The sequence below is a fragment of the Pseudomonas sp. RL_15y_Pfl2_60 genome (genome assembly GCF_963970595.1).
Classification (GTDB): Bacteria; Pseudomonadota; Gammaproteobacteria; order Pseudomonadales; family Pseudomonadaceae; genus Aquipseudomonas.
Genome location: NZ_CAXAOE010000002.1, coordinates 399,476 through 421,469 on the forward strand (window position 1 = coordinate 399,476; position 21,994 = coordinate 421,469).

The following is a 21,994-nucleotide window of genomic DNA, read 5'->3' on the forward strand; positions in this document are numbered from 1 at the left end:
CCGTACGCCCCATTACGGTGCGCTCGGTGACTAAAACCAAGCATATTCCCTTGATTTTTTGTGCTCAAACGAATAATTATGGCCGATAGGTGAATTGAGCTCATGTGAGTAACCATGCACAATCGAATTTCCCTAAAGGCGATACAGGCCTTTGAGGCCGCTGCCCGGCTCTCTTCTTTTGCACTTGCCGCAGAGGAATTGTTCGTCACGCCTTCGGCTGTAAGTCACCAGATAAAACAGCTTGAGGAGCAATTCGGCGTGCGCTTGTTTCATCGCGTGCACCGAGCTGTAGTGCTCACGGATGCAGGTCGGGTTTATGCTGAGGAAGTCTCTGCTTCATTTGCCAAGATCGAGATGGCGACACGTGAGCTGGGGCGTACCGCCAAAAGCGACATCCTGACAATACATTCGACTCCCAGCTTCGCCACCCAATGGCTGATGCCCCGACTCTCGCGTTTCAACGCGCTCGAACCAGATATGGACGTACGACTCAATGCATCCCATCCTGCGGTTGCTGATCTGCTGATGCAGGGCGTGGATATCGACATCCGCTATGGCACCAAGCGACTGCAACCGGCTGGCACCATGGTGCTGCCCTTTCCGCCCGAAACCATTGTGCCGCTCTGCTCGCCCGCGCTCGCAGAACAAATTCGTACGCCAGAAGATTTGCTCCACCATACCTTGATCCACAGCGAGGTATGCCTGGTGAGCTGGCGCGACTGGATGCGCCAACACCGCAAGGTCCAGCTTGATGTCTCGCGTGGACCACGTTTCGATCGATCTTTCATGGCAATCAGTGCCGCGGTAGATGGGCTGGGAGTATGTCTTGAGAGTCTGCTGCTCACCGAACGCGAGCTGAGAACGGGACTTCTTGTCGCCCCGCTAGGATTAGCCGGCCCGCAAATATATGGCTACACATTTAATCTGCTCAAGTCACACGCCGAACTCCCGAAGATACGCAGCTTCCAGAATTGGCTCTTCCGCGAACTCGCTGGCCGCATTCCTCCAGCTCCCAAGCCCGTCAAAACTATGTGTTGATAGCACTGCAGTACATCTGGATTCTGGCTGAAAGCCTTACCCAGATCGGCAGCAAGACCACTCGCAGAGACCTGACAGGACGTCATGCCTTGAGCAGTACAATTTCTACGTACAACAGATAACAAAAAGCCCCGCAGATCATTGATCTGCAGGGCTTTTTTGAAAGTGGCGGTGAAGATGAGATTCGAACTCATGATACGATTTCTCGTATACACACTTTCCAGGCGTGCTCCTTCAACCGCTCGGACACTTCACCGGATCTCGTCAGGCATTGCTGTCTGTCGAGGCGCGCTAATGTATCCGAACAAAGTCTTAAAAGCAAAAGTTTTTTCCGATTTTTCATGCGCTTACCCCTCCTTCACTGCTCCCTTCTGTCAAATCTAGACAGCCCCCTGTTCGCGGGTCTATCAGAGCGGTATATAGATATGCAGCCGTAGAGGTATTACCCGACCAACAGAGGAAGCGACACTATGTTCTCGCACATAATGCTTGGCGTTACTGACTTCAAGCGCGCCGTGAGCTTTTACCAACCGGTAATGGATGCACTGGGCCTGGAGTTTCGTTTTGTTGATGAAGCTCACCCTTGGGCCGCGTGGCAATCCGCTGGAAGCGACAGGCCTCTATTCCTGATTGGCAAACCCTACAATAAACAAGTGCACGAACCGGGAAACGGGCAAATGGTTGCGTTTCTGGCTGACTCTCGGCAGCGTGTGAAGCAGGTCTATGCAGCGGCTCTGGCTTCTGGTGGAAAATGTGAGGGCCCGCCAAACCTAAGGCCTGTATACCACCCGCATTATTACGGTGCCTACTTCAGGGATCCTGACGGCAATAAGCTATGTGTGGTCTGCCACGCAGCGGAGTAATGGCCACGTCAGCGGTTTTGCAATTAGTCACCTCAAACCTAACGCCGTACAAGGAATGTTATGCGCTCGCTAAACCTCTTCTTGCTCCTAATTATCGGTGCCTGCGCACTACTACTTATATTGATAGCCCTGCCCACATTTGGCCATAGACCGCTTGCGCATTGGGCTATGAATGTCGGCATCTGGGTCAGCGCTTTAGTGATCTCCCTGCTTTACCTTGGCGCCTGGTTGATTGCGCCTGCCAAGCATCAAAAATCACAAGTCGTGATTATCTCAACTTATCTCCCAGCACTACTGATCGGTTTGCTCACTGGCGCGATGTGGGGTGCTGTTGGCCATGTAATGCAGACGGAAGATCTAGATTTCACAAGTGCATTTGATGGCGCAGGTTCGTTGATTTACATCGGTTACCTGCTGATGTTGATCATTACGATCAGCACAGCGTTGTACTTAACTCGCGTGCGCAAGCGGCACGCAGCGCAGCTCAATTGAAGCGCTACAATGCCGCTCTAGGATCAAGCTCACTTTTTACAAGGATCTGTAATGCAAGTCGAAAACCCATATGCAGCACCGAAGTCAGCCGTCACAGATTCCGACTTACAAGCAATCAACCGGCGCATTGACAGCCTTGAAGTCTCTACCCGCTGGAAGGAGCGATTTAGAGCTATCGCTGCTGCGGGCGGCCCATCAATGAAAGACTTCAAAACCCTGCCGAAAGAGCAGTGTAAAAGAGTCTCGAACTTTAATGTTCTGGCCTTCTTGTTCGGGCCTTTTTACTACCTCACCAAGGGCATGTGGAAGAAAGCCATTCTCTACACTGCGCTGATGATGGTGATCATAGTTCTTCTCAGCATCATCCTTGACCTCATCGGCTACCCACGAATCGCCGACAGCCTGCATTTTGGTGCGGCGGCCATCTACGCCGTTCGCGCCAATATTGATTTCTATAAGAAGTTAGTTTTGGGTGATAACGGCTGGTGGTAGCCAGCCCCTCAAACCTATATGCGTGATAAAGCGCGCCATTGCTGACTCACCAGTCGCTCATTGTGCTTTACCGGAACGTGCCGGATGGGTAACGTCAGCGCATCTTCAGCACAAGGATTCCGACCATGAGCGACTTGATCAGCTACCAACTAGAAGATGGCATCGCCACCCTGACCCTGAACAATGGCAAGGTTAACGCCATCTCGCCGGATGTAATTGTTGCCTTTAACCAGGCGCTAGACAAAGCGGCGCAGGATAAGGCAGTGGTTATCATCACGGGTCAACCGGGCATTCTTTCAGGCGGCTATGACCTTAAAGTCATGACCTCCAGCCCGCAGAATGCAATTGACCTGGTCGCTGCTGGTTCGACCCTGGCTCGACGCATGCTGTCGTTCCCTTACCCGATTGTTGTCGCCTGCCCGGGCCACGCGGTTGCCAAGGGTGCGTTTATTCTGCTCTCTGCCGATTACCGCATCGGCACTGAAGGCAAGTTCAGTATTGGTCTCAATGAAGTTCAGATCGGCATGACCATGCACCATGTCGGCATTGAGTTGGCACGTGATCGCCTGCGTAAGTCGGCGTTCCACCGCTCGGTTATCTGCGGCGAGATGTTTGACCCGCAAGGCGCTGTTGAAGCTGGCTTCCTTGATAAAGTCGTGCCAGCGGAACAACTTATGGCCACGGCACAAGCAGTTGCCCAGCAGTTGAAGAAGATCAACATGACCGCGCACAAGAACACCAAGCTCAAGGTCCGCAAAGCCTTGCTTGAAACGCTCGACCATGCGATTGAACTGGATAAAACCATCAGCCTGTAAACCTTGCCCAATGATGCTAAGGCCCGGATTTTCCGGGCTTTTTTATGCCTTTCATATCCGCATACAGCTTAGTGATCAGCTGCAATTGCTGAAAACAGTTTACAGCCGTACACTGCGCGCCTTTTAGGTTAATTGGGCGTACCAAATGCTTTTCATCCTGCGCATGGCGTTAATGGGCGTGCACTTCATCATTGCCGGTGTGCTGGGTTTGTTGGTGGGTATTTGCCGCCCTTTCAATCCGGATAACAGCCGTATATGCGCACGTATCTACTCATTGCCAGCATTACGCATCCTCAACCTAAAGCTCAAGACCCAGACTGAAGGGCTTCGTGACCACAGCAAGTCATGCGTGATAATTGCCAACCACCAATCCAACTACGACCTGTATGTATTGGGCCGCGTGGTGCCCTATCGCACCGTGAGCCTTGGCAAGAAAAGCCTAAAATGGGTGCCTTTTTTCGGCCAATTGTATTGGCTGGCTGGCAATATTTTGCTCGACAGGGGCAACTCGCGCAGTGCCAAACAGGCAATGCTGCAGACCACTGAAACGCTCAAGCACAAAAACACCTCGATTTGGGTCTTCCCGGAAGGGACACGCCACCCAGGCCCGAAAATGCTGCCATTCAAGAAAGGCGCTTTTCTGATGGCGATTGCTGCAGGTGTGCCGATTATTCCGGTCTGCACCAGCACATACACCGACAAGCTACGCATCAATAAATGGAACAGCGGCACGATAATGATCCGTTCGCTGCCTGAAATTGCCACCACAGGCCTGACCATCGCCGATGTGCCCGCACTGATGGAAACCTGCCAAGCGCAGATGCAGGCCTGTATCGACAGCATGAATAAAGAGATGGCCGGAGCTTAAGTTGCCCTGCCCGCCTTAGCTGCAGTCTTTTTTGTGCCGCAATAGGCGCCCGGATGCAGCCATTGATGGTCATCTCAGGCTAAGCTGGGCGGCATGTGCAAAAAAACTGGGTCAAAAATGGACAACAGCGTCGTAGCCGCAGCAGTTTATAGCCACGGGAAAAAGGTCACGGACATCAGCCTGGAAGACGGCGTTAGCTGGCTGGGTAAGCCCGGGCACTTCGCCTGGATTGGCTTGAAAGATCCTCAACCCCAGGTATTTACCACCCTCCAGGCGCAATACAACCTGCACGAGCTGGCAATTGAGGATGCACTGCTGCGCCATACCCGGCCTAAGCTGGAGACCTTTGGCGACGCGTTATTCATGGTGCTTTACTCACCGATTTTTGAAGACGGTGAGCTTGAGTTTGTCGAAACTCAATTATTTGCTGGCACCGGCTACGTTATCAGCGCCCGCTATGGCCAGTCCGCGCCCTACTCCAGCGTGCGTCAGCGCTGTGAAGCCCGACCGCTGTTGCTTGAACACGGCGAAGACTTCGTGCTCTACGCCTTGCTAAGTTTTGTGACGGAAAACTATCGGCCGATCATGGACAGCTACAACGCCACGCTTGAAGAAACCGAACAAGCGGTGCTCAAAGATGCCTTGACCATGGCCGATGCGGTGAAAATCCAGGGCCTGCGTCGTGACCTGCTGCGCTTGCGCCGCAATATCAGCCCCTTGGCGGAAATCTGCCAAGAGCTGCAACGCCTCGACTTTCCCTTTATCGATAAGCAAATGCGCCCCTACTTCAAGGACGTGGCGATTCACGTCAATCGCCTGCTTGAAGACCTCACCGCCCTACGCGAAATGGCTGACCACGCGATCGAAATCGGCTTGCTGATGGAGTCTGCACGGCAAAGTATCACCCAACGCAAGTTCGCGGCCTGGGCGGCCATTCTGGCCTTCCCCACGGCGATTGCCGGCATCTACGGCATGAACTTCCACAACATGCCCGAACTGAGTTGGCAATACGGTTACTTTGGCGTGCTGGGTGTAATTGGTTCAGGCTGCATCGGCCTGTATGCCAGCTTCAAATACAACGGCTGGTTGTAGAAGCAAAAAGCCCAGCACTGGGCTTTTTGCTTGGGTGTAAAACCTGGTGATCAGGCTTGAACTTCACGGCCGTTGGCGACAAAACGCATCATCCACTCGGCAACTGCAGTGCCTTGATGATCATCCTTGAGGCTGTCGACACCCTTGCGATAGTTGTGCTCGCCAATATGCTGTTGGCGGATATCCAGCAAGGTCTTCGAGTACTCGTGGACAAATTCAGGGTGGCCCTGGAAACACAACACCTGGTCGTCAATGCAATAAGCTGCAATCGGGCAGAATTCGCTGGATGCCAGCAGGGTGGCATTTTCTGGCAGCTTGGTCACCTGGTCTTGGTGGCTGATCAGCAGGGTCAGGTCGTCCAGTGCTGGGGTCATCCACTGGGCTTTGCTGGCCAGCTCATAGCGGTGAATGCCTACGCCCCAACCTTGAGCAGCACGCTTGGCCTCACCGCCCAACAACAGTGCCAACAGTTGGTGACCGAAGCACACGCCGAGCAGTTTGTCGCCACGCTTGTAGCGCTCAAGCAAGTAGGTCTTGAGGGTTTGAATCCAGGCATCTTCACCAAATGAATCAGCCTTGCTCCCGGTGACCAGGTAAGCATCGTACTGCTCGCTATCGGCCGGATACTCGCCCTGCATAACGTTGTATACGGTGAATTCAGCGGCAATTGGCTGATGCGCGAACAGGCGCTCAAACATCTTGCCATAGCCTTGATATTGATCGATCAGCTCAGGACGAAGTACGTCTGTTTCAAGAATACAAATTTGCAACGGCATGGAAGTGTCCTAGGCCACGGGTGATAGTTATTCGTTCAGCTGCAAAAAACTGTCCAAAGTCGATAAACGGCGCGATCAGTGCCACTTACATCCACGGTTTCTGCGAGCGCCCGTAGCCTGCCTTGAGAAACCTTGGATGGCAATAGGTTGATGTTAAATCTGACCGACGATAAGAGACCACGCGTTTATCTATCAGTGATCGTAATAGTCACCATAACGACCATTCACTTCTGTTAATACCAGTCGCGGTGGATTATCGCTCCATCGGGCAGCCGCCCACATTGGATAAAAGGATACTCGCCATGAACAACTTTGCCGCTATCGCCAGCTTGATCGCCGCTTCAGCCTTCGCTGCACCCGCAAATGCCGACAACCGCGCCCAGAGTGGACAAAGCCAAGTGCAGAAGCCGGTTATTTCATCCAGCAAATAAACCAGACGGCAACTGATCAGCAGCCCAGGAAACAGGCCATGACTGTCGAATTCATCACTCAGCAAAATGTCTACGCAGTAACGTACGCCACCCTTGATGAGCGCGGGATTCACTACGAGTCCGAGCTGGCGATCCAGCTAGCTGATGGCAAATTGACCACTCTACGAATGCCAACCCAGCTCAGTGAGCGCAAGGCAATTGAACGAGTGATTTGCCAGCAATACGGCTGCTAATAAAAGCTTTCCCCAGCCCTGAATAATGACTGCAGCGCTGGGGAAAGCCGAACACCCCAAGTTTTCAGCCCGACCAAGAACACCCACTCCTTTTGAGCGGTGACGCTTTAGTGTTGCTCTAAATCAGCGTTTGCAGCGCCCCACTAATTACCAAGGACCCATAACACCTCATTCAAGGCCAGTGCATCATGAAACTGAAAAATCGTAATCTGCTTATCATCGCGGCACTGGCAATCATGACCAATGGCCTGTCTTTACTGGGATTCAACTACGGCTCAGCGGGCGCTCTGGCACGCACTATCGAGTGCAACTCAAAAATTGCGCATAACCTGCAAATTGCTCAAAACTTGAAGCCTATAACCGGCAACCCACCAACCAGGGCTGCGTTTGCATTTGCCAGTCGGTTCCAGCCGATACATTTCGTCTAGGCAAGACGGTTGCGCACTGCATAAAAAAGCCGGCTCTGGCAGCCGGCTTCCTGAGTAGGAACAGGACTTGTTAAAAGGCTTCGCCCTTGGCCGCCTTGTCCAGCAATAACGCAGGCGGATTGAAGCGCTCACCGTACTGTTGAGCCAGGTATTCAGCGCGAGCAACGAAATCCTTCACACCGTATTGGTTGATGAATTGCAGCGCCCCGCCAGTCCAGGCCGCGAAACCTATGCCGAAAATGGAACCGACATTGGCATCTGCAACCGAGGTCAATACGCCCTCCTCCAGGCAACGCACTGTTTCGATTGCCTGAATAAACAGGATGCGATCGCGCACGTCTTGCTGGGATATTTGTGCAGATGGTTGCTCGAACCGTGCTTTCAATTCAGGCCACAGGTGTTTCTTTGCGCCTTGCGGATATTCATAAAATCCGCCACCAGCAGCCTTGCCCGGGCGTTTGTATTCGTTGAGCATCATATCGATAACCGTAAAAGCCTTGTGCTCAGGCAGTTGCTTACCCTCTGCGGCGAGGTCCTTGATGCTTTGTTGACGCACGTGATTCATCAAGCTCATCGAGACTTCGTCACTGATCGCCAACGGCCCCACTGGCATCCCGGCTTTACGAGCCTCATTTTCAATCAGCGCTGCGCTGACGCCCTCGCCCAGCATGGCAATACCTTCGTTGGTGAAAGTACCGAACACCCGCGAGGTGAAGAAGCCACGGCTGTCATTCACCACGATAGGCGTCTTTTTGATCTGCATTACATAATCGAAGCCACGGGCAAGGGTTTCATCACTGGTGTGCTCACCGCGAATAATCTCCACCAGCGGCATTTTGTCGACCGGGCTGAAAAAGTGCAGCCCAATGAACTTGTCGGGCTTGGCGACAGCCTTGGCCAGGCCTGTGATGGGCAAGGTTGAAGTATTTGAAGCAATCACCGCGTCACTGCGTGCATGTTGTTCAGCGGCCGCAGTGACCTTGGCCTTAAGCTCGCGGTCTTCGAAAACCGCTTCGATAATCAGGTCGCAACCTGCAAAATCCGCTTCGTTGTCGCTCGGCTTGATCAAGGCTAAAAATGCATCACGTTTCTCAGCGCTCATGTGGCCGCGTGAAACTTTCTTATCAAGCAGCGTGGCTGAATAAGCCTTGCCCTTTTCGGCAGCCTCCAGCGATACATCCTTGAGCACCACTTCAATGCCAGCCGCGGCTGAGACATAGGCGATACCAGCGCCCATCATGCCCGCGCCAAGCACACCGACCTTACGCGTGATACTTGGCTCGAAACCTTTGGGCCGCGAACCCCCGGCGTTGATTTCGTTGAGTTGAAACCAAAAGGTGCCAATCATGTTTTTCGCAACTTGGCCGGTGGTCAACTCGGTGAAGTAACGGGTTTCAATCAGTTGTGCCGTGTCGAAATCAACCTGCGCGCCCTCGACGGCTGCGCACATGATTTTCTCGGGTGCAGGGAAACAGCCTTTGGTTTTATCGCGCAACACCGACGGTGCAATTGCCAGCATCTGTGCAACGTTAGGGCTTGCAGGTGTGCCACCCGGAATTTTATAGCCAGCGGTGTCCCAAGGCTGTTTGGCATTTGGATTATCACTGATCCAGGCCCGCGCCTTGGCCATCATGTCGTCTTTATCCGTCGCCAACTGATGGATCAAACCCGCCTTGAGCGCTGCATCCGGGCGTACTTTTTTGCCTTCAGCCAGATACGGCAACGCTTTCTCAAGACCGAGCAAGCGCACCATACGCACCACACCACCGCCACCGGGCAACAGGCCAAGGGTGACTTCAGGTAAACCTAGTTGCACGCTGCTGTTATCCAAAGCGATGCGCTGATGGCACGCCAGGCAAATTTCCCAGCCGCCGCCTAACGCAGCGCCATTAATAGCCGCCACTACGGGTTTACCGAGCAACTCTAGGCGGCGTAATTGCGCCTTGATGCCGAGCACCATGTGATAGAAATCACTGGCATCGGCCTTGGTGACCTTGACCAACTCGTTTAAGTCGCCGCCGGCGAAAAAGGTCTTCTTGGCTGAGGTGATGATCACTCCGGCGATACCGTCTTTCTCAGCTTCAAGTCGATCAACAGTGGCCGCCATCGCCTCTCGGTAGACCGCATTCATGGTATTGGCGCTTTGCCCCGGCATATCGATGGTCAGGACGACGATATTGTCCTGGTCTTTCTGGTAGTGGATTGCATTTGTCATTTTAGTTTGTCCCTACACTTGGCAGAGGTTCAGCGCAGCAGGACAACGCTATTGTCCGTTACGCTGATCGCTCGTTAAATTCGTTCGATGATGGTGGCGATACCCATGCCGCCGCCGACACACAAAGTGGCAAGGCCGTAGCGCAGTTCGCGTTTTTCCAACTCATCGAGCAAGGTGCCGAGAATTGCACAGCCGGTTGCTCCCAGCGGATGGCCCATGGCGATCGAGCCGCCATTGACATTGACCTTGTCTTCGCTGACGCCCATGTCCTTCATAAACTTCATGACCACCGAAGCGAAGGCTTCATTGACCTCGAACAGATCGATATCAGCGATATTCAAGCCTGCCTTGGCCAGTGCCTTGCGCGTTGCGGGCGCAGGACCGGTAAGCATGATGGTTGGATCAGTGCCGGTTACAGCCGTAGCGACTATTCGCGCACGGGGCTTGAGCCCAAGCTCGCGCCCCTTGGCCTCGGAGCCGATGAGCATCAATGCGGACCCATCGACAATGCCTGAGCTATTGCCCGGCGTATGCACATGATTGATACGCTCGACGTGGCTGTAGACCCGAAGTGCCGTGCTGTCGAACCCCATCTGCCCCATCATTTCAAAGCTGGGCTTGAGTTTGGCCAAGCCGTCCTGAGTGGAGTCGCCACGAACGAATTCATCGTGATCAAGCAGCACTATGCCGTTTTGATCAACCACAGGGATTAGCGATTTATCGAACGAACCATCAGCCTTGGCGCGCGCCGCTTTCTGTTGCGAACGCAAGGCGTAAGCATCGACATCTGCACGGCTGAAACCTTCAAGCGTGGCAATCAAGTCAGCACCAATGCCTTGCGGGGTGAAGTGAGTATGCATGTTGGTTTCAGGGTCCATCACCCAAGCGCCACCATCTGAACCCATGGGAATTCGTGACATCGATTCAACGCCCCCCACCACCACCAAGTCCTCAAAACCTGAACGAACTTTCATGGCGCCGAGGTTGACCGCTTCAAGGCCCGAGGCGCAAAAACGATTGAGCTGCACGCCCGAGACACTGACATCCCAGTCGGCAACCATGGCTGCGGTTTTAGCTATGTCGGCGCCTTGGTCTCCGACCGGCGTGACGCAGCCCAAAACGATGTCATCAACATGGCTGGTGTCGAGGTTGTTGCGAACTTGCAGAGCGTTGAGCAACCCTGCAATCAGGTTTACCGGCTTGACGCTGTAGAGCGCCCCGTCCTTCTTGCCTTTGCCACGTGGCGTGCGTACCGCATCAAAAATATAGGCTTCGCTCATAACGTCCTCAAACCTCCTGTGGAAGGTGGATCACAGCGCCAGTCGGCAACGTGCTTGATTTACTAAGGCGTACCATACGCCGTGGAGTGATAGCCTCAATGACCAATGTGCTCAGCACCATTGACCGCTCTGATCAAGTGAACAGCCCGATCAACGCAACCGGCACTAATTCTCAGACAAACGGTTCAGTGATGGCATTTTGTTATAAAAAAGCAATGGATGCCTCTGGTACAAGGGTTGCTTTAGGTCTGCAAGCAATAGACATAACAATGAGTTACTAAAGCATCAGTGTTAACAACCAACTCTTCTAGATTTTTTATCTAGGATGCCTAAAGTTAGATTTCTACACTCAATTTATTCAGGCCATTGCCTGCTGATAACAATCTGGCTTAACCAACCGCAATAGCTGCCGTATCCGTAAAAATTTAGGCGCGAAGTTTCTTCAGTTGAAGAGTTAACGTGCGTGCCCAAGTATTCGCTTGCTGCTCCAACAATAAAAGGCAATTGCCATGCGTAATCAGCCAAAAATCCGCCAAGCCAGTCTGATTGTATTTGTCATTACAGTCGTGCTGATCATCCCGAACCTGACGCATATAATCAGGTAACGCTCACTCATATAAACCTGCCTGTATTTGGTACCGGCCTGCCGACCCTATCGCAGGTTCCGCGTGCCTGTGTATTGCGCTATAAAACATCGACAATCCACGCCGGTTTGCTGGTATGTTTAGCCGACCAGCAATGATCAAAGGAGACGATCATGCGCACGTTAATCGCTTTGCTCGCCATATGTTTAAGCGCCACTATTTACGCCGCCGATGTCGATCAACTAGCCGCTGTAGATGCCATTCAGACGCAGGACGCGCTGTTAATTGATGTGCGTACCGACGAGGAATTTACAGCCGGTACCTTGCAGGGTGCCCAGCATGTCGAATACCAGCAAATCGCTGACAAGATCAGCCAATTGCAACCCGACAAAACGGCGCCAATCGTATTGTTTTGCAAGAGTGGTCGTCGCTCGGGTATTGCCCAAGACGAGCTGATCAAGTTGGGTTATAGCAATGTCATCAATGCTGGCGGCTATGAAGAACTGCAATCGGTACTTGAGGCGAGCGATTGAAAGGATACGTTCTTCCCTGCGCAACGCTACTCTCCTTCTGTTTAAGCATTGCAACCACTCAAGCTGCCGAGTTGAGCATTGAATTGGGCGACCGAGGTAAAACCTGGTCGACCGCTGAACTGCTTGCACTGCCGCAAACACGCGACATCAGTATTGCTGAGGATGTGAGCTATAAACGCAGCATGCATTACAAGGCCGTGCCGCTGGCGGTTCTGCTCAATTCCGTAACGCCTGACGAGCATATCCAAGCGATTGCTACCGATGGATTTGCAGCTGAATTGCCCGCCGCACCCTTGCTCAACACACAAGGGGCTAGAGCCTGGCTGGCGATAGAGGAGCCAACCAAGCCATGGCCGGCACTGGGCAGCAAAGGCTACAGTGCAGGCCCGTTTTACCTGGTTTGGGAAAACCCTGAAGCGGGCAATATAGGTTCAGAACAATGGCCTTACCAAGTTGCCAAGTTACGCTTGTTGCCACCGGTTGCCGAACGGTTCCCGAACCTCTTGCCAGCGACGAATGCCAATGAAGATGTACAGCTTGGCTTTGCTCAATACCAGAAAAACTGCATGGCTTGCCATCGCTTGAACAAGGCTGGCGACTCTCAGTTTGGCCCGGACTTGAACCTGCCACATAACCCAACTGAATACTTCAGACCTGGTTTTCTCAGCCGCTATATCCGTGACCCGCAAAGTATGCGGCATTGGCCCCAAGGCAAGATGCCCGGTTTCAGTGAAGCCAGCATTAGCAACGCTGAGCTCAACCAATTGTTGGCGTATCTAAGCCATATGGCCAGCCGCAAAATCCAGTAGATCTGCCCCCCCCCGCTAGCACAGGTATTGCTCAGGTGCTGGCGGCAGCTCCAGCAAGGTCTGCTGCAAAGCCTCGCCCCACTGCTTGCGAATACCTTGGTAATAGGCGTCATCTTGGGTGACGCGAAATCCAGTTGGCACTTGCAGGGTGTTGGCGTTATACACCAGCACATCCAACGGCATGCCAACAGAAAGATTGCTGCGAATCGTCGAGTCAAATGAAATCAAGGCCGTAAGCAAGGCATGCTGCAGGCTTGAGCTATTATCCAGCGAGCGATCGAGAACCGGTTTGCCGTATTTGCTTTCACCAATCTGGAAGTAAGGCGTGTCTTCGGTTGCAGCGATGAAGTTACCTTGCGGATAAATATTAAACAGTCCCGTCGCCTCACCGTTCACCTGCCCGCCGACAATAAACGAACAGCTCAGATCGACGCCTTGCATCATCACGCCGTTACCATCACGCGCCAAAACTTCACGCATGGTTTCACTCACGAGCGTGGTTGCTTGGTAAAGATTGGCAACGTTGTTGAGGTTAGCGCTCTCGCCATTCAAACGCTGCTGCAACAGGCTGATGACCGATTGCGAGGTGGCCAGGTTGCCGGCGGTTTGCAATACAATGATTCGCTCGCCCGGCACACCAAACACATGCAACTTACGAAATGTGGCGATGTGGTCTACCCCGGCATTGGTGCGCGAGTCCGATACAAACACCAAGCCTTGTTCCAGGCTAATGCCGACGCAATAAGTCATGAGAAATCCTTTCGTAGAATGACAGGGCCCAGCAATTGCTGGGCCTGTGCGATGTATTGCGGTTAAACAAGAGCCTGCTACTGCGCCTGCACCATAAACAGTGAGGAAACATCAACATGAGCATGCATTTGCTCGCCTCCGCCACCACGACGCATGCCACGTACCGGGCAGGCATCAAGGTAATCAAGGCCAACCGCAAGCTTGAGGTGGCGTTCGGGCAGGGTCAGGTTATTGGTGATATCAAAGCTGTACCAGGCACCGTCCAGCCAGGCTTCCGCCCATGCGTGACTGGCGAGGTGATCGCTGTCATCGGTGTACAAATAGCCAGAGACATAACGTGAAGGAACACCAAGACTGCGGGCGCACGCCAAGAATGCATGGGTGTGATCCTGACAGACACCACGACCGGCGGCGAACGCATCTGCTGCACTGGTTTCAGTCGAGGTGACGCCCTTCTCATAGCGAATATGGGCGTTCAAGGCCTGCATCAAATCAATCATTGCAGTGCGGTCGCGTCGTGTCTTGCATTGAATGTTGGCAAACTCACGCAAGGCTTGGTTAGGCTCGGTTAAACGCGTCACCCGTAAAAACGGCAGAGCCGATTGCGATTCATGCTCGAACTCACAGCTTTGATCGATATCAACCTGGCCATGGGCACCAATGACGATATTGTCATGGGGCACGTCAACCGTCAGCACATGCAGGATATTGCCGTAGGGGTCGCGCTGAGCACGTACCGGGCGCGGCAAGTTGAGTTCCCAGTTGATGACTTGCTGCCTCTCACTCTGCTGTGGGGTGATACGCAGGTACTGGATGCTGGAGCGAACTTGCTCATCGTATTGATAAGTGGTGTCGTGGCTAATGGACAGTCTCATGCGACCTCCAGGTAAGAGCTATGGATGGCTTGGCCCAGTTCACGAATCAGCAGAATCAAATCATTCAGCCAAGCGTGCAGGCCTTCATCCAACACTTCGTCAATGGTTGTGTAGCGCAAACGCGCTTCAAGCTCTGCTGCCAGACGTTGCGCCGGACGACCGTTGTCGCCAGGCAAACTAACCAGCATCGAATACAGCTCTTCTGTGCACGAACGCAGTGAACGTGGAACCTCGGAGCGCAACAGCAGCAATTCCGATACTTTGCGCGCCCCCGGTGATCCACGATAAATTTCGGCAAACGCCTCGAATGAAGACAGTGCGCGCAGCAAGGCGGTCCATTGGTAATAACTACGTGCCGAACGCCCTTCGATTTCGTCGATGTCTTCACCCAGCAACTCATAGCGCGCATCTAGCAGGCGCAAGGTGTTATCCGCACGTTCGATAAATGTGCCCAGGCGGATAAACCGGTAGGCCTCGCCGCGCATGATGGTGCCGAATGTGGCACCGCGGAACAGGTGCGAGCGCTCCTTGACCCACTCGCAAAAATGACTGATGCCATATCGACCAATACCCTGTTGGGCAATGTCGCGGATCTCCAGCCAGCTGGCGTTGATGTTTTCCCACATGTCAGCGGTGATACGGCCACGCACAGCATGGGCGTTGACCCGGGCAGCTTGCAGGCAGCAATAGATGCTGGCTGGATTATTGGCGTCGAGTCCGAAAAAATTGAGCATGCGCTCGGCGTGCATTTCTCCGTGCTGTTCCAGATACTCATCCAGCGTACCGGTGATGATCAACGGCATGGCTAACTCATCGAGGCCATGACCGTGATCATCCTGCGGCATCAAGGACAGCGAATAACTGACCTCAAGCATACGCGCAAGATTCTCTGCACGTTCCAGGTATCGCGACATCCAGTACAGGTTGGAGGCTGTGGTACTGAGCATAATTAGTCCCCCACTATCCATGTGTCTTTGGTTCCGCCACCTTGTGAAGAGTTGACCACCAGCGACCCCTCACGCAGGGCAACACGGGTTAATCCTCCGGGTACAAGACGGGTTTCCCGCCCTGATAAGACAAAGGGGCGCAAGTCGATATGTCGCGGCGCAATGCCATTCTCAACAAAGGTCGGACAGGTCGACAAGGACAAGGTTGGCTGGGCGATATAGGCCTCTGGGCGGGCAATCAAGCGTGCGCGGAAGTCCTCGATCTGAGCCTTGGTTGAAGCAGGGCCAACCAGCATGCCGTAGCCACCCGAGCCTTGCGTCTCTTTCACGACCAAGTCAGGCAGGTTGGCCAGCACATGTGACAAGTCCTTGGGCTTGCGACACTGCCAGGTCGGCACGTTCTTCAGGATCGGCTCTTCTGCCAGGTAGAAGCGGATCATTTCATCAACGTATGGATAGATCGATTTATCGTCCGCGACCCCAGTCCCCACCGCATTGGCCAGCACTACATTACCCGAGCGATAGCTTGCCAACAGCCCCGGCACGCCCAGCATGGAATCGGGATTGAAAGCCAGCGGATCAAGGAACGCATCGTCAAGACGACGATAAATCACGTCCACGGGCTTCGCACCAGCAGTGGTACGCATGTAAACCTTGTCATCGCGCACGAACAAATCGGCGCCTTCGACCAGCTCGACCCCCATCTCACGGGCGAGAAACGCATGTTCGAAGTAGGCGCTGTTGAAGCGGCCAGGCGTCAGCACCACCACCGTTGGATTTTCCATCGGGCTGGATGACTTCAGCGTATCGAGCAGCATATTCGGATAATGATTGATGGGCGCGACACGCTGGGCTGCAAATAGCTCAGGGAACAGGCGCATCATCATCTTCCGGTCTTCGAGCATATAGCTCACACCGCTTGGCGTGCGTAGGTTGTCTTCAAGCACGTAATAGCTGCCATCGCCGTCGCGCACCAGGTCAACACCTGAGATATGCGAGTAGATGTTGCGGTGCAGATCGAGACCTTGCATCGCCAACTGATAACCTTCGTTGGCAAGCACTTGCTCAGGCGGGATGATGCCTGCCTTGAGAATGCGCTGGTCGTGATAAATATCGGTCAGGAACAGGTTGAGCGCTTGCACCCGCTGGATGCATCCACGCTCGACAATGCGCCATTCACTGGCCGGAATACTACGGGGAATAATGTCGAATGGAATCAGTCGCTCGGTGCCTTGATCGTCACCATAGAGCGTGAAGGTAATACCTGCGCGGTGAAACAATAGATCTGCTTCGCGCCGGCGCTGCGCCAGCAGATCACTGGGGGTATCTGCCAGCCAACGGGTAAATTCCCGGTAATGAGAACGACACTCACCATTGGCCAAGTACATCTCATCATAAAAGGTGTGGGTCATGCCTAACTCCTTGTCACCCATACGTCCCATCACGTTGCAAAGCCCGAGCCACATGATATTTTTGTTATAAATCAAATAGTTAATTAACAACCGAAAATATCAGGCACCGAAACAGTGCAACGCATTAAGTGCCCTGGCATATCCTGCGCCAAGGCGAAGCATCTTTAAATTATGTGTATCTCTCCCCTGCTAGGTTTAAATATAGACAGCTTTAGAGCATTTAATTCAAACCATTGGGCCGAACGCCCACTTCAGGCGCCTGACTCAACCAGTGGCGATAGAAGCCCTCGGCCACTTTGTTCAATGCCTCAACCTTATCATCAAGCCTATCCAGCATGAATTCAAACGACTGCTGGCTCGGCTGGCTGGCATCGAGTAAATGGGACCAGTCATGCAACCATTGACGGACTAATTCTGCGGTCATTTCTGGGTGGCCCTGCAATGCAAGAATCTTATCGCCCCAGGAAAACGCCTGATTAGCGCACCAGCGATTACGCAATAGCGGCTGAGCACCTTCCGGCAAGGCAAAGGTATCGCCATGCCACTGAAAAATATCAAAGTCGTCCGCAAGGTGTGCCAGCCAAGGACTTTGCTCAGCACCCGCAACAATGTCCATCGCTTGCCAGCCACTTTCGGTATAAGCCATCTTGCTGACCTGTGCACCTAATGCCTTAGCCAGCAACTGACCGCCCAGACAGTGGCCAAGCAGCGGAATATCACGACTGATAAAGTGCTTCAGCGCGTTGATTTCAACCTGCAGCCAAGGCAAAGGGTCATTAACGCTCATGGGCCCGCCCATAATCGCCACGGCCTTTGGCCGATCCAGATCGTAGCCTTCAAGCTGATTTAAGTCTGCTCGCAATTCGGTGAATGGCAACTGCGCGTCATCAAGCACCTTTGCCAGATGGCCCGGCGTGCAGTAGTCAATATGGGTAATAATCAGAATGTCTGTCATACAGCCTCCGTTGCGCCAGTCTCGCGCATAAGCCAGTCGGAGGTCGATATGTTTCATATAAATGATGGTCAATCTACACGCCAGCCAACCGTGGTTGGCTGGCGTGTATATACCTCAACCGGCCTCAATCGACCGGTAACAGATCCTTGCGCTCTTGGGTTACGCCCCAACCCTCAAGCTTTCCACCCAGCGGATGAACCACGGAACCCAAATCCTGCTCAAAATCACCAATGCCGTAATAGGTCGCAAACATTACCTTGCTGACCTGTAAATGCCAGGCACCATCTTCACGGGGTGTGACTTGGGCATTGAGCGATTCACCACGAAAGTTTGTAGCCGCCATGCGAGCCCGTTCCTCGTCGGGAAAAATGGCGTAGAACTCGATGGGATGAAAGCGCGCGAAATCAAAACCACCTTCTTTCATGCGCTTTAGGACATTGCTGCTGACATCATCTTGCATGACTATGCTCATGATACGAACTCCTCAGGCGATGGTTGGATGCTGCTCTTCCATTGCAACCGCTTGGACTTAAGCGGTGTCGCGACACCAAATAGCGTGTCGCCCGAGTATCAACAAAGTGCAAACTAGGTCCTGACTGATGTGTCATAGGCTTGGTCTGAGTCCAAGCCTGAAGACGCTGCATTATTGAGTGTGATAATCCTCCTTTTGTTACACGCCACTCATGATGTTTACCCGCACGCGTCTGTATGCAGAATAGCGCTGTAAAAAAATTTGTGCATGCTTTGCTTATAGCTTGTGACATTTCCTTTGCAGCCCGGGCTCACTGCTGGACGCTCGGACTGAACATGCAGGCGCCCTACCGACGGCTCAACCAGCGCATAGTCAGACGCGTGATCCACGCTGGTGAAATCTGGCCTGCCCAGTACATCAGCTTGAATTGCAGGCTGATTGGCCGGTGTACTGCATGGCTGTCGACCTGTTGCCAAACCGCATCGGCTATTTCGCTGGCCTGCAGGTTGACGCCCAGGCGCAACAAACTTGCTGGTACATGCTGCTGACTGCTTACCATTGGGGTATTCACAAATGGTGGCATCAGGTCTGCTACCTTGATCCCGTGACGAGCCCACTCGAGCTCCAGGGCCTCGGTCAAACCACGAATGGCGAATTTTGAAGCCGAATAGGTTGCCATTTCTGGCACACCATAAAGCCCGGATGCAGACCCCATGTTGATCACTTGCGCATTGCCCGTGGCCTTGAGGTAAGGGAATGCGGCATGGGTCATATTGCAAACCCCCAATACGTTAATCTGCATGATGCGTACATGCTCGGCATGTTCGATTTCTTCGAAATAGCCAAATCGCAAAATGCCAGCGCAGTTGAACAACAACTGGAGCTTGCCATCATTTCTTGCGCAGAACTCAGCCAGCGAGGCCGTGACCTCAGCAATATCGGTGACATCCAGTTGACGATACCAGCAACCACCGAGCTCGGCAGACAAGTCAGCCAGCGCCTCAGTATTGATGTCCAACAAGCCTACCTGCCATCCGCGCGCATGGAACAACCGCGCTGTGGCCGCGCCAATGCCAGAAGCTGCGCCAGTGATCAGAATATTATTGTTCATGTAAGTCCCTGTTCACGTATGAAACTGACGACCTGCGCAAGTGCATAGTCGGATACTTTGAGTAAACCGGCATGGGCTTGAAATACATGCCAGACGCCGGGATAAAACTCTAGCCTTACATCCACGCCAGCCTGCTTTGCCTGTTGTTCAAAACGTAAGCTGTCATTGAGTAACAGCTCTTGCTCCGCGACCTGGATCAAGATCGGTGGCAAGCCGCTTAAATCAGCAAAGACTGGAGAGACAGCCGGGTCCTGCCGGTCTATCTGGCTGGGCAAAAAATCACGTCTGGATTGTTCCAGCCATGCCTGGTTGAGCATCGGATCGCCCCCTTCAGGCTTGTGCAACTGGGCAAGGCTGAAATCCGTCAGTGGCGACAAGCAAACCAAGGCTCCTGGCAGCGCCAGCCCCGAATCGCGCAGATGCAAAGCGGTCACCAAGGCCAGATTACCGCCTGCTGAGTCGCCGGCAATAATGATTTTACTGGGCGCAAACCCCTGGTCGAGCAAGGCCTGGTATGCGGCGACAGCATCATCACGGGCAGCCGGAAACGGGTGCTCAGGCGCTAGCCGGTAATTCAACGCGCAGAGTTGAACCTGTGCGCGGCTCATTAGTGTTTTGCAGATAGCCCGATGTGTATGGGCGCCACCGATGAGGTACGCACCACCGTGCAAATATAGAATGATGCAGTCACTTTCCTCGCTTGGCTTGTACCACTCGCATGGCCGGCCAGCGATCTTGCCTTTGGTGCGGCTACCATCGGTTTCGACCAGGTGCGGCAGCGTCAGCGCTGTCACCAGCCCGCGTTGCAGTGCAACAGGCACAGGCGGCCTGACGATGCCACGAAACAACAGTCGCAACACGCCGCGCAAGACCGAACGCAACACAGGCTGGGCATCGCTTGGAGGAATGAAACGCACTGGGCTGACTCGATAATCTTGCAAGTCCGGAGCCCGCGTGATGAACCGATAACTGAAGGTGTAACCCGGCCAGTTATTGGTGTTCTTGCCAGAGGCAGTTTGATACCAACTGGTGCACCCCTGATCCCACACTGTACGGTGGATAGCGCTTTGCACCTTGCTATTGAATCGACGCTGCACAAACGACTTTACATCCAGCGCCGTCAAGTTGAAGCGGTCCAGGGCTGCAATACAACCGAGCACATAGCGAAACTGGCTTTCGAGCATATAAATGATCGAGTTATGCCCTAGGTTGGTATTGGGTCCATACAGCAGAAACAGGTTGGGAAAACCGCTGACGCTAATACCTTTATAGGCTTCGGCCCCCTCTGCCCATGCCTGATTCAGATCCAGGCCATCAAGCCCGGTGATTTTCATTGGTGCCAAAAAATCAGTTGCCGTAAAGCCTGTGCCGTAAATCAGCACATCACAGGGATACGCCACACCGTCTTCGCTAATAACCCTATCGCCAGCGATTTCCTTGATTCCCTGAGTGACAACCTCGACATTGGTTTGGTTGAGTGCCGGGTAGTAATCATTACTGATCAGAATGCGCTTGCAGCCCATGGGGTAATCAGGCTCCAGCTGGTTACGCAACTGCTGGTTGGTGATGCTACGGGCGAGTGCATGTTCAAAGCGAAACCGCATGGTCTTGAGCAGAGCCGGATATGACACAAATGCCAACGCGCGCGCTTCATGCTGAATATATTTAAGGCTGCGATCAATTTTCTGCAGCCAGCTGAAACGGCACATCACCGCCAACTCCCAAGGCCGGTAGGCGCGATCAGGCTTGCTGATTACATAGGCCGCTGAGCGCTGAAACAGTGTCAACTGAGCCACTTTTGGTTGGATCTGTGGCACAAACTGAATGGCCGAAGCCCCGGTGCCCACAACCGCGACGCGCTTGCCCGTCAAATCAATATCGTGACGCCAGCGAGCTGAGTGAAATGCCTCGCCTGTAAAGCTGTCACACCCCGGTATCGAAGGGTACGCCGGCTGATTCAACTGACCGCAGGCACTGACCAGTATTTGTGCAAAAAATTGCTCGCCACTGGCCAGGCTAACTCGCCATCCTGAGTTTTGTTCCTCATAAACGGCGCTAGCGACCTCGCTGTTGAAACGGATATTTCGCCGCAACTGATACTTGTCTGCGCAATGGCGAATATAGCTGTGGATTTCGGGTTGCGGAGCAAATTTACGGGTCCAATCCAACTTGGGTTCGAACGAATATGAGTAGAGGTGCGAAGGCACGTCGCAGGCGGCCCCTGGATAACTGTTGTCACGCCAGGTACCGCCCACGTCATCGGCTTTCTCCAGAACCAAGAACTTGTCTATGCCCGCTTTTTGCAGCTGTATGGCGAGTCCAAGGCCGGCAAAACCACTACCGATTATTAATACGCGTACGTCTGTACAAGTTTCGGGGTTTTTATTCATTTTTAGAGGCCCAGAGTGCTGACATATCTCGCGAAATGCGGTTTATCTCCCGCCTCTGTGTTTATGGCATAGCCAGGCCATGGAGTGTGCGCGCAAATAAAATATGTCCTGCAAAATGACCGATATGCCGTGC

The 21,994-nt window shown here is 53.4% G+C and carries 24 protein-coding genes and 1 tRNA gene; 13 read left to right on the forward strand and 12 right to left on the reverse strand.

Annotated features, from left to right (window positions below):
- Positions 1-114 precede the first annotated feature (114 nt).
- Positions 115-1,038 (forward strand): LysR substrate-binding domain-containing protein, encoded by a 924-nt coding sequence (locus tag AACY26_RS07000; RefSeq protein ID WP_339512374.1) that lies wholly within the window; start codon positions 115-117, stop codon positions 1,036-1,038.
- A gap of 166 nt (positions 1,039-1,204) precedes the next feature.
- On the opposite strand, the gene AACY26_RS07005 is transcribed toward AACY26_RS07000, so the two are convergent.
- Positions 1,205-1,294: transfer RNA gene (locus AACY26_RS07005), tRNA-Ser, on the reverse strand.
- Between the two features lie 229 nt (positions 1,295-1,523).
- On the opposite strand from AACY26_RS07005, the gene AACY26_RS07010 reads away from it, so the two are divergent.
- The 6 genes from AACY26_RS07010 to AACY26_RS07035 all read left to right on the forward strand — a co-directional run bounded on the left by AACY26_RS07010 (position 1,524) and on the right by AACY26_RS07035 (position 5,660).
- A complete protein-coding gene (locus AACY26_RS07010; RefSeq protein WP_339513108.1) occupies positions 1,524-1,901 on the forward strand; it encodes a VOC family protein in 378 nt (125 codons plus the stop codon).
- Positions 1,902-2,069: 168 nt separating this feature from the next.
- Complete coding sequence (locus AACY26_RS07015) at positions 2,070-2,393, forward strand: hypothetical protein (RefSeq protein ID WP_339512376.1); 324 nt, start codon at positions 2,070-2,072, stop codon at positions 2,391-2,393.
- Positions 2,394-2,444: 51 nt separating this feature from the next.
- Complete coding sequence (locus AACY26_RS07020; protein WP_339512378.1) at positions 2,445-2,885, forward strand: DUF2628 domain-containing protein; 441 nt, start codon at positions 2,445-2,447, stop codon at positions 2,883-2,885.
- A 125-nt stretch (positions 2,886-3,010) separates the two neighbouring features.
- On the forward strand, positions 3,011-3,700 hold the full coding sequence (locus AACY26_RS07025; protein ID WP_339512380.1) for a crotonase/enoyl-CoA hydratase family protein: 690 nt from the start codon (positions 3,011-3,013) through the stop codon (positions 3,698-3,700).
- Between the two features lie 145 nt (positions 3,701-3,845).
- Positions 3,846-4,568, forward strand: a complete 723-nt coding sequence (locus tag AACY26_RS07030; protein ID WP_339512382.1) for a lysophospholipid acyltransferase family protein — start codon at positions 3,846-3,848, stop codon at positions 4,566-4,568.
- 117 nt (positions 4,569-4,685) lie between these two features.
- Entirely contained in the window at positions 4,686-5,660 is a 975-nt protein-coding gene (locus AACY26_RS07035; RefSeq protein WP_339512384.1) for a magnesium and cobalt transport protein CorA, read from the forward strand.
- Between the two features lie 50 nt (positions 5,661-5,710).
- Here AACY26_RS07035 and AACY26_RS07040 read toward each other — a convergent pair whose 3' ends face one another.
- The gene (locus AACY26_RS07040) at positions 5,711-6,436 is read right to left on the reverse strand and encodes an amidotransferase (protein ID WP_339512386.1); all 726 of its coding nucleotides are present in this window, start codon (positions 6,434-6,436) and stop codon (positions 5,711-5,713) included.
- Positions 6,437-6,738: 302 nt separating this feature from the next.
- On the opposite strand from AACY26_RS07040, the gene AACY26_RS07045 reads away from it, so the two are divergent.
- The 3 genes from AACY26_RS07045 (at position 6,739) to AACY26_RS07055 (ending at position 7,528) form a co-directional block, all read left to right on the forward strand.
- Entirely contained in the window at positions 6,739-6,867 is a 129-nt protein-coding gene (locus AACY26_RS07045) for a hypothetical protein (RefSeq protein ID WP_339512388.1), read from the forward strand.
- Between the two features lie 38 nt (positions 6,868-6,905).
- Complete coding sequence (gene ptrC / locus AACY26_RS07050) at positions 6,906-7,100, forward strand: type III secretion system co-regulatory protein PtrC (RefSeq protein WP_339512390.1); 195 nt, start codon at positions 6,906-6,908, stop codon at positions 7,098-7,100.
- A gap of 188 nt (positions 7,101-7,288) precedes the next feature.
- Entirely contained in the window at positions 7,289-7,528 is a 240-nt protein-coding gene (locus tag AACY26_RS07055) for a hypothetical protein (protein ID WP_339512392.1), read from the forward strand.
- Positions 7,529-7,598: 70 nt separating this feature from the next.
- Here AACY26_RS07055 and AACY26_RS07060 read toward each other — a convergent pair whose 3' ends face one another.
- Positions 7,599-9,743, reverse strand: coding sequence for a 3-hydroxyacyl-CoA dehydrogenase NAD-binding domain-containing protein (locus tag AACY26_RS07060; protein WP_339512394.1), 2,145 nt, complete (start codon positions 9,741-9,743; stop codon positions 7,599-7,601).
- Positions 9,744-9,817: 74 nt separating this feature from the next.
- Positions 9,818-11,023, reverse strand: a complete 1,206-nt coding sequence (locus tag AACY26_RS07065) for an acetyl-CoA C-acetyltransferase (protein ID WP_339512397.1) — start codon at positions 11,021-11,023, stop codon at positions 9,818-9,820.
- Between the two features lie 98 nt (positions 11,024-11,121).
- Between AACY26_RS07065 and AACY26_RS07070 the strand changes: the two genes are divergently transcribed.
- The 3 genes from AACY26_RS07070 (at position 11,122) to AACY26_RS07080 (ending at position 12,949) form a co-directional block, all read left to right on the forward strand.
- Positions 11,122-11,304 (forward strand): hypothetical protein, encoded by a 183-nt coding sequence (locus AACY26_RS07070; protein ID WP_339512399.1) that lies wholly within the window; start codon positions 11,122-11,124, stop codon positions 11,302-11,304.
- A gap of 476 nt (positions 11,305-11,780) precedes the next feature.
- Positions 11,781-12,140 carry a rhodanese-like domain-containing protein gene (locus AACY26_RS07075; RefSeq protein WP_339512401.1) on the forward strand — a complete coding sequence of 120 codons (360 nt, stop codon included), beginning with the start codon at positions 11,781-11,783 and terminating at the stop codon, positions 12,138-12,140.
- Positions 12,137-12,949, forward strand: a complete 813-nt coding sequence (locus AACY26_RS07080; RefSeq protein WP_445261285.1) for a c-type cytochrome — start codon at positions 12,137-12,139, stop codon at positions 12,947-12,949. Before AACY26_RS07075 ends, AACY26_RS07080 begins: the two co-directional genes overlap by 4 nt.
- A 15-nt stretch (positions 12,950-12,964) precedes the next feature.
- Here the strand turns inward: AACY26_RS07080 and AACY26_RS07085 are convergent, their stop codons facing one another.
- The 8 genes from AACY26_RS07085 to AACY26_RS07120 form a co-directional block, all read right to left on the reverse strand.
- Positions 12,965-13,699: a proteasome-type protease gene (locus AACY26_RS07085; protein ID WP_339512403.1), complete on the reverse strand. Its 735-nt coding sequence runs from the start codon at positions 13,697-13,699 to the stop codon at positions 12,965-12,967.
- Between the two features lie 77 nt (positions 13,700-13,776).
- Positions 13,777-14,574: a transglutaminase family protein gene (locus AACY26_RS07090; RefSeq protein ID WP_339512405.1), complete on the reverse strand. Its 798-nt coding sequence runs from the start codon at positions 14,572-14,574 to the stop codon at positions 13,777-13,779.
- Positions 14,571-15,521 carry an alpha-E domain-containing protein gene (locus AACY26_RS07095; protein WP_339512407.1) on the reverse strand — a complete coding sequence of 317 codons (951 nt, stop codon included), beginning with the start codon at positions 15,519-15,521 and terminating at the stop codon, positions 14,571-14,573. The genes AACY26_RS07090 and AACY26_RS07095 overlap by 4 nt, the downstream gene beginning before the upstream one ends.
- A gap of 2 nt (positions 15,522-15,523) precedes the next feature.
- Positions 15,524-16,933, reverse strand: coding sequence for a circularly permuted type 2 ATP-grasp protein (locus tag AACY26_RS07100; RefSeq protein ID WP_339512409.1), 1,410 nt, complete (start codon positions 16,931-16,933; stop codon positions 15,524-15,526).
- A 220-nt stretch (positions 16,934-17,153) separates the two neighbouring features.
- Positions 17,154-17,888 (reverse strand): type 1 glutamine amidotransferase, encoded by a 735-nt coding sequence (locus AACY26_RS07105; RefSeq protein WP_339512411.1) that lies wholly within the window; start codon positions 17,886-17,888, stop codon positions 17,154-17,156.
- A 124-nt stretch (positions 17,889-18,012) separates the two neighbouring features.
- Positions 18,013-18,360, reverse strand: a complete 348-nt coding sequence (locus AACY26_RS07110) for a ribonuclease E inhibitor RraB (RefSeq protein ID WP_339512413.1) — start codon at positions 18,358-18,360, stop codon at positions 18,013-18,015.
- Positions 18,361-18,706: 346 nt separating this feature from the next.
- On the reverse strand, positions 18,707-19,471 hold the full coding sequence (locus AACY26_RS07115; RefSeq protein ID WP_339512415.1) for an SDR family oxidoreductase: 765 nt from the start codon (positions 19,469-19,471) through the stop codon (positions 18,707-18,709).
- Entirely contained in the window at positions 19,468-21,861 is a 2,394-nt protein-coding gene (locus AACY26_RS07120) for a flavin-containing monooxygenase (protein WP_339512417.1), read from the reverse strand. The genes AACY26_RS07115 and AACY26_RS07120 overlap by 4 nt, the downstream gene beginning before the upstream one ends.
- Between the last annotated feature and the right edge of the window lie 133 nt (positions 21,862-21,994).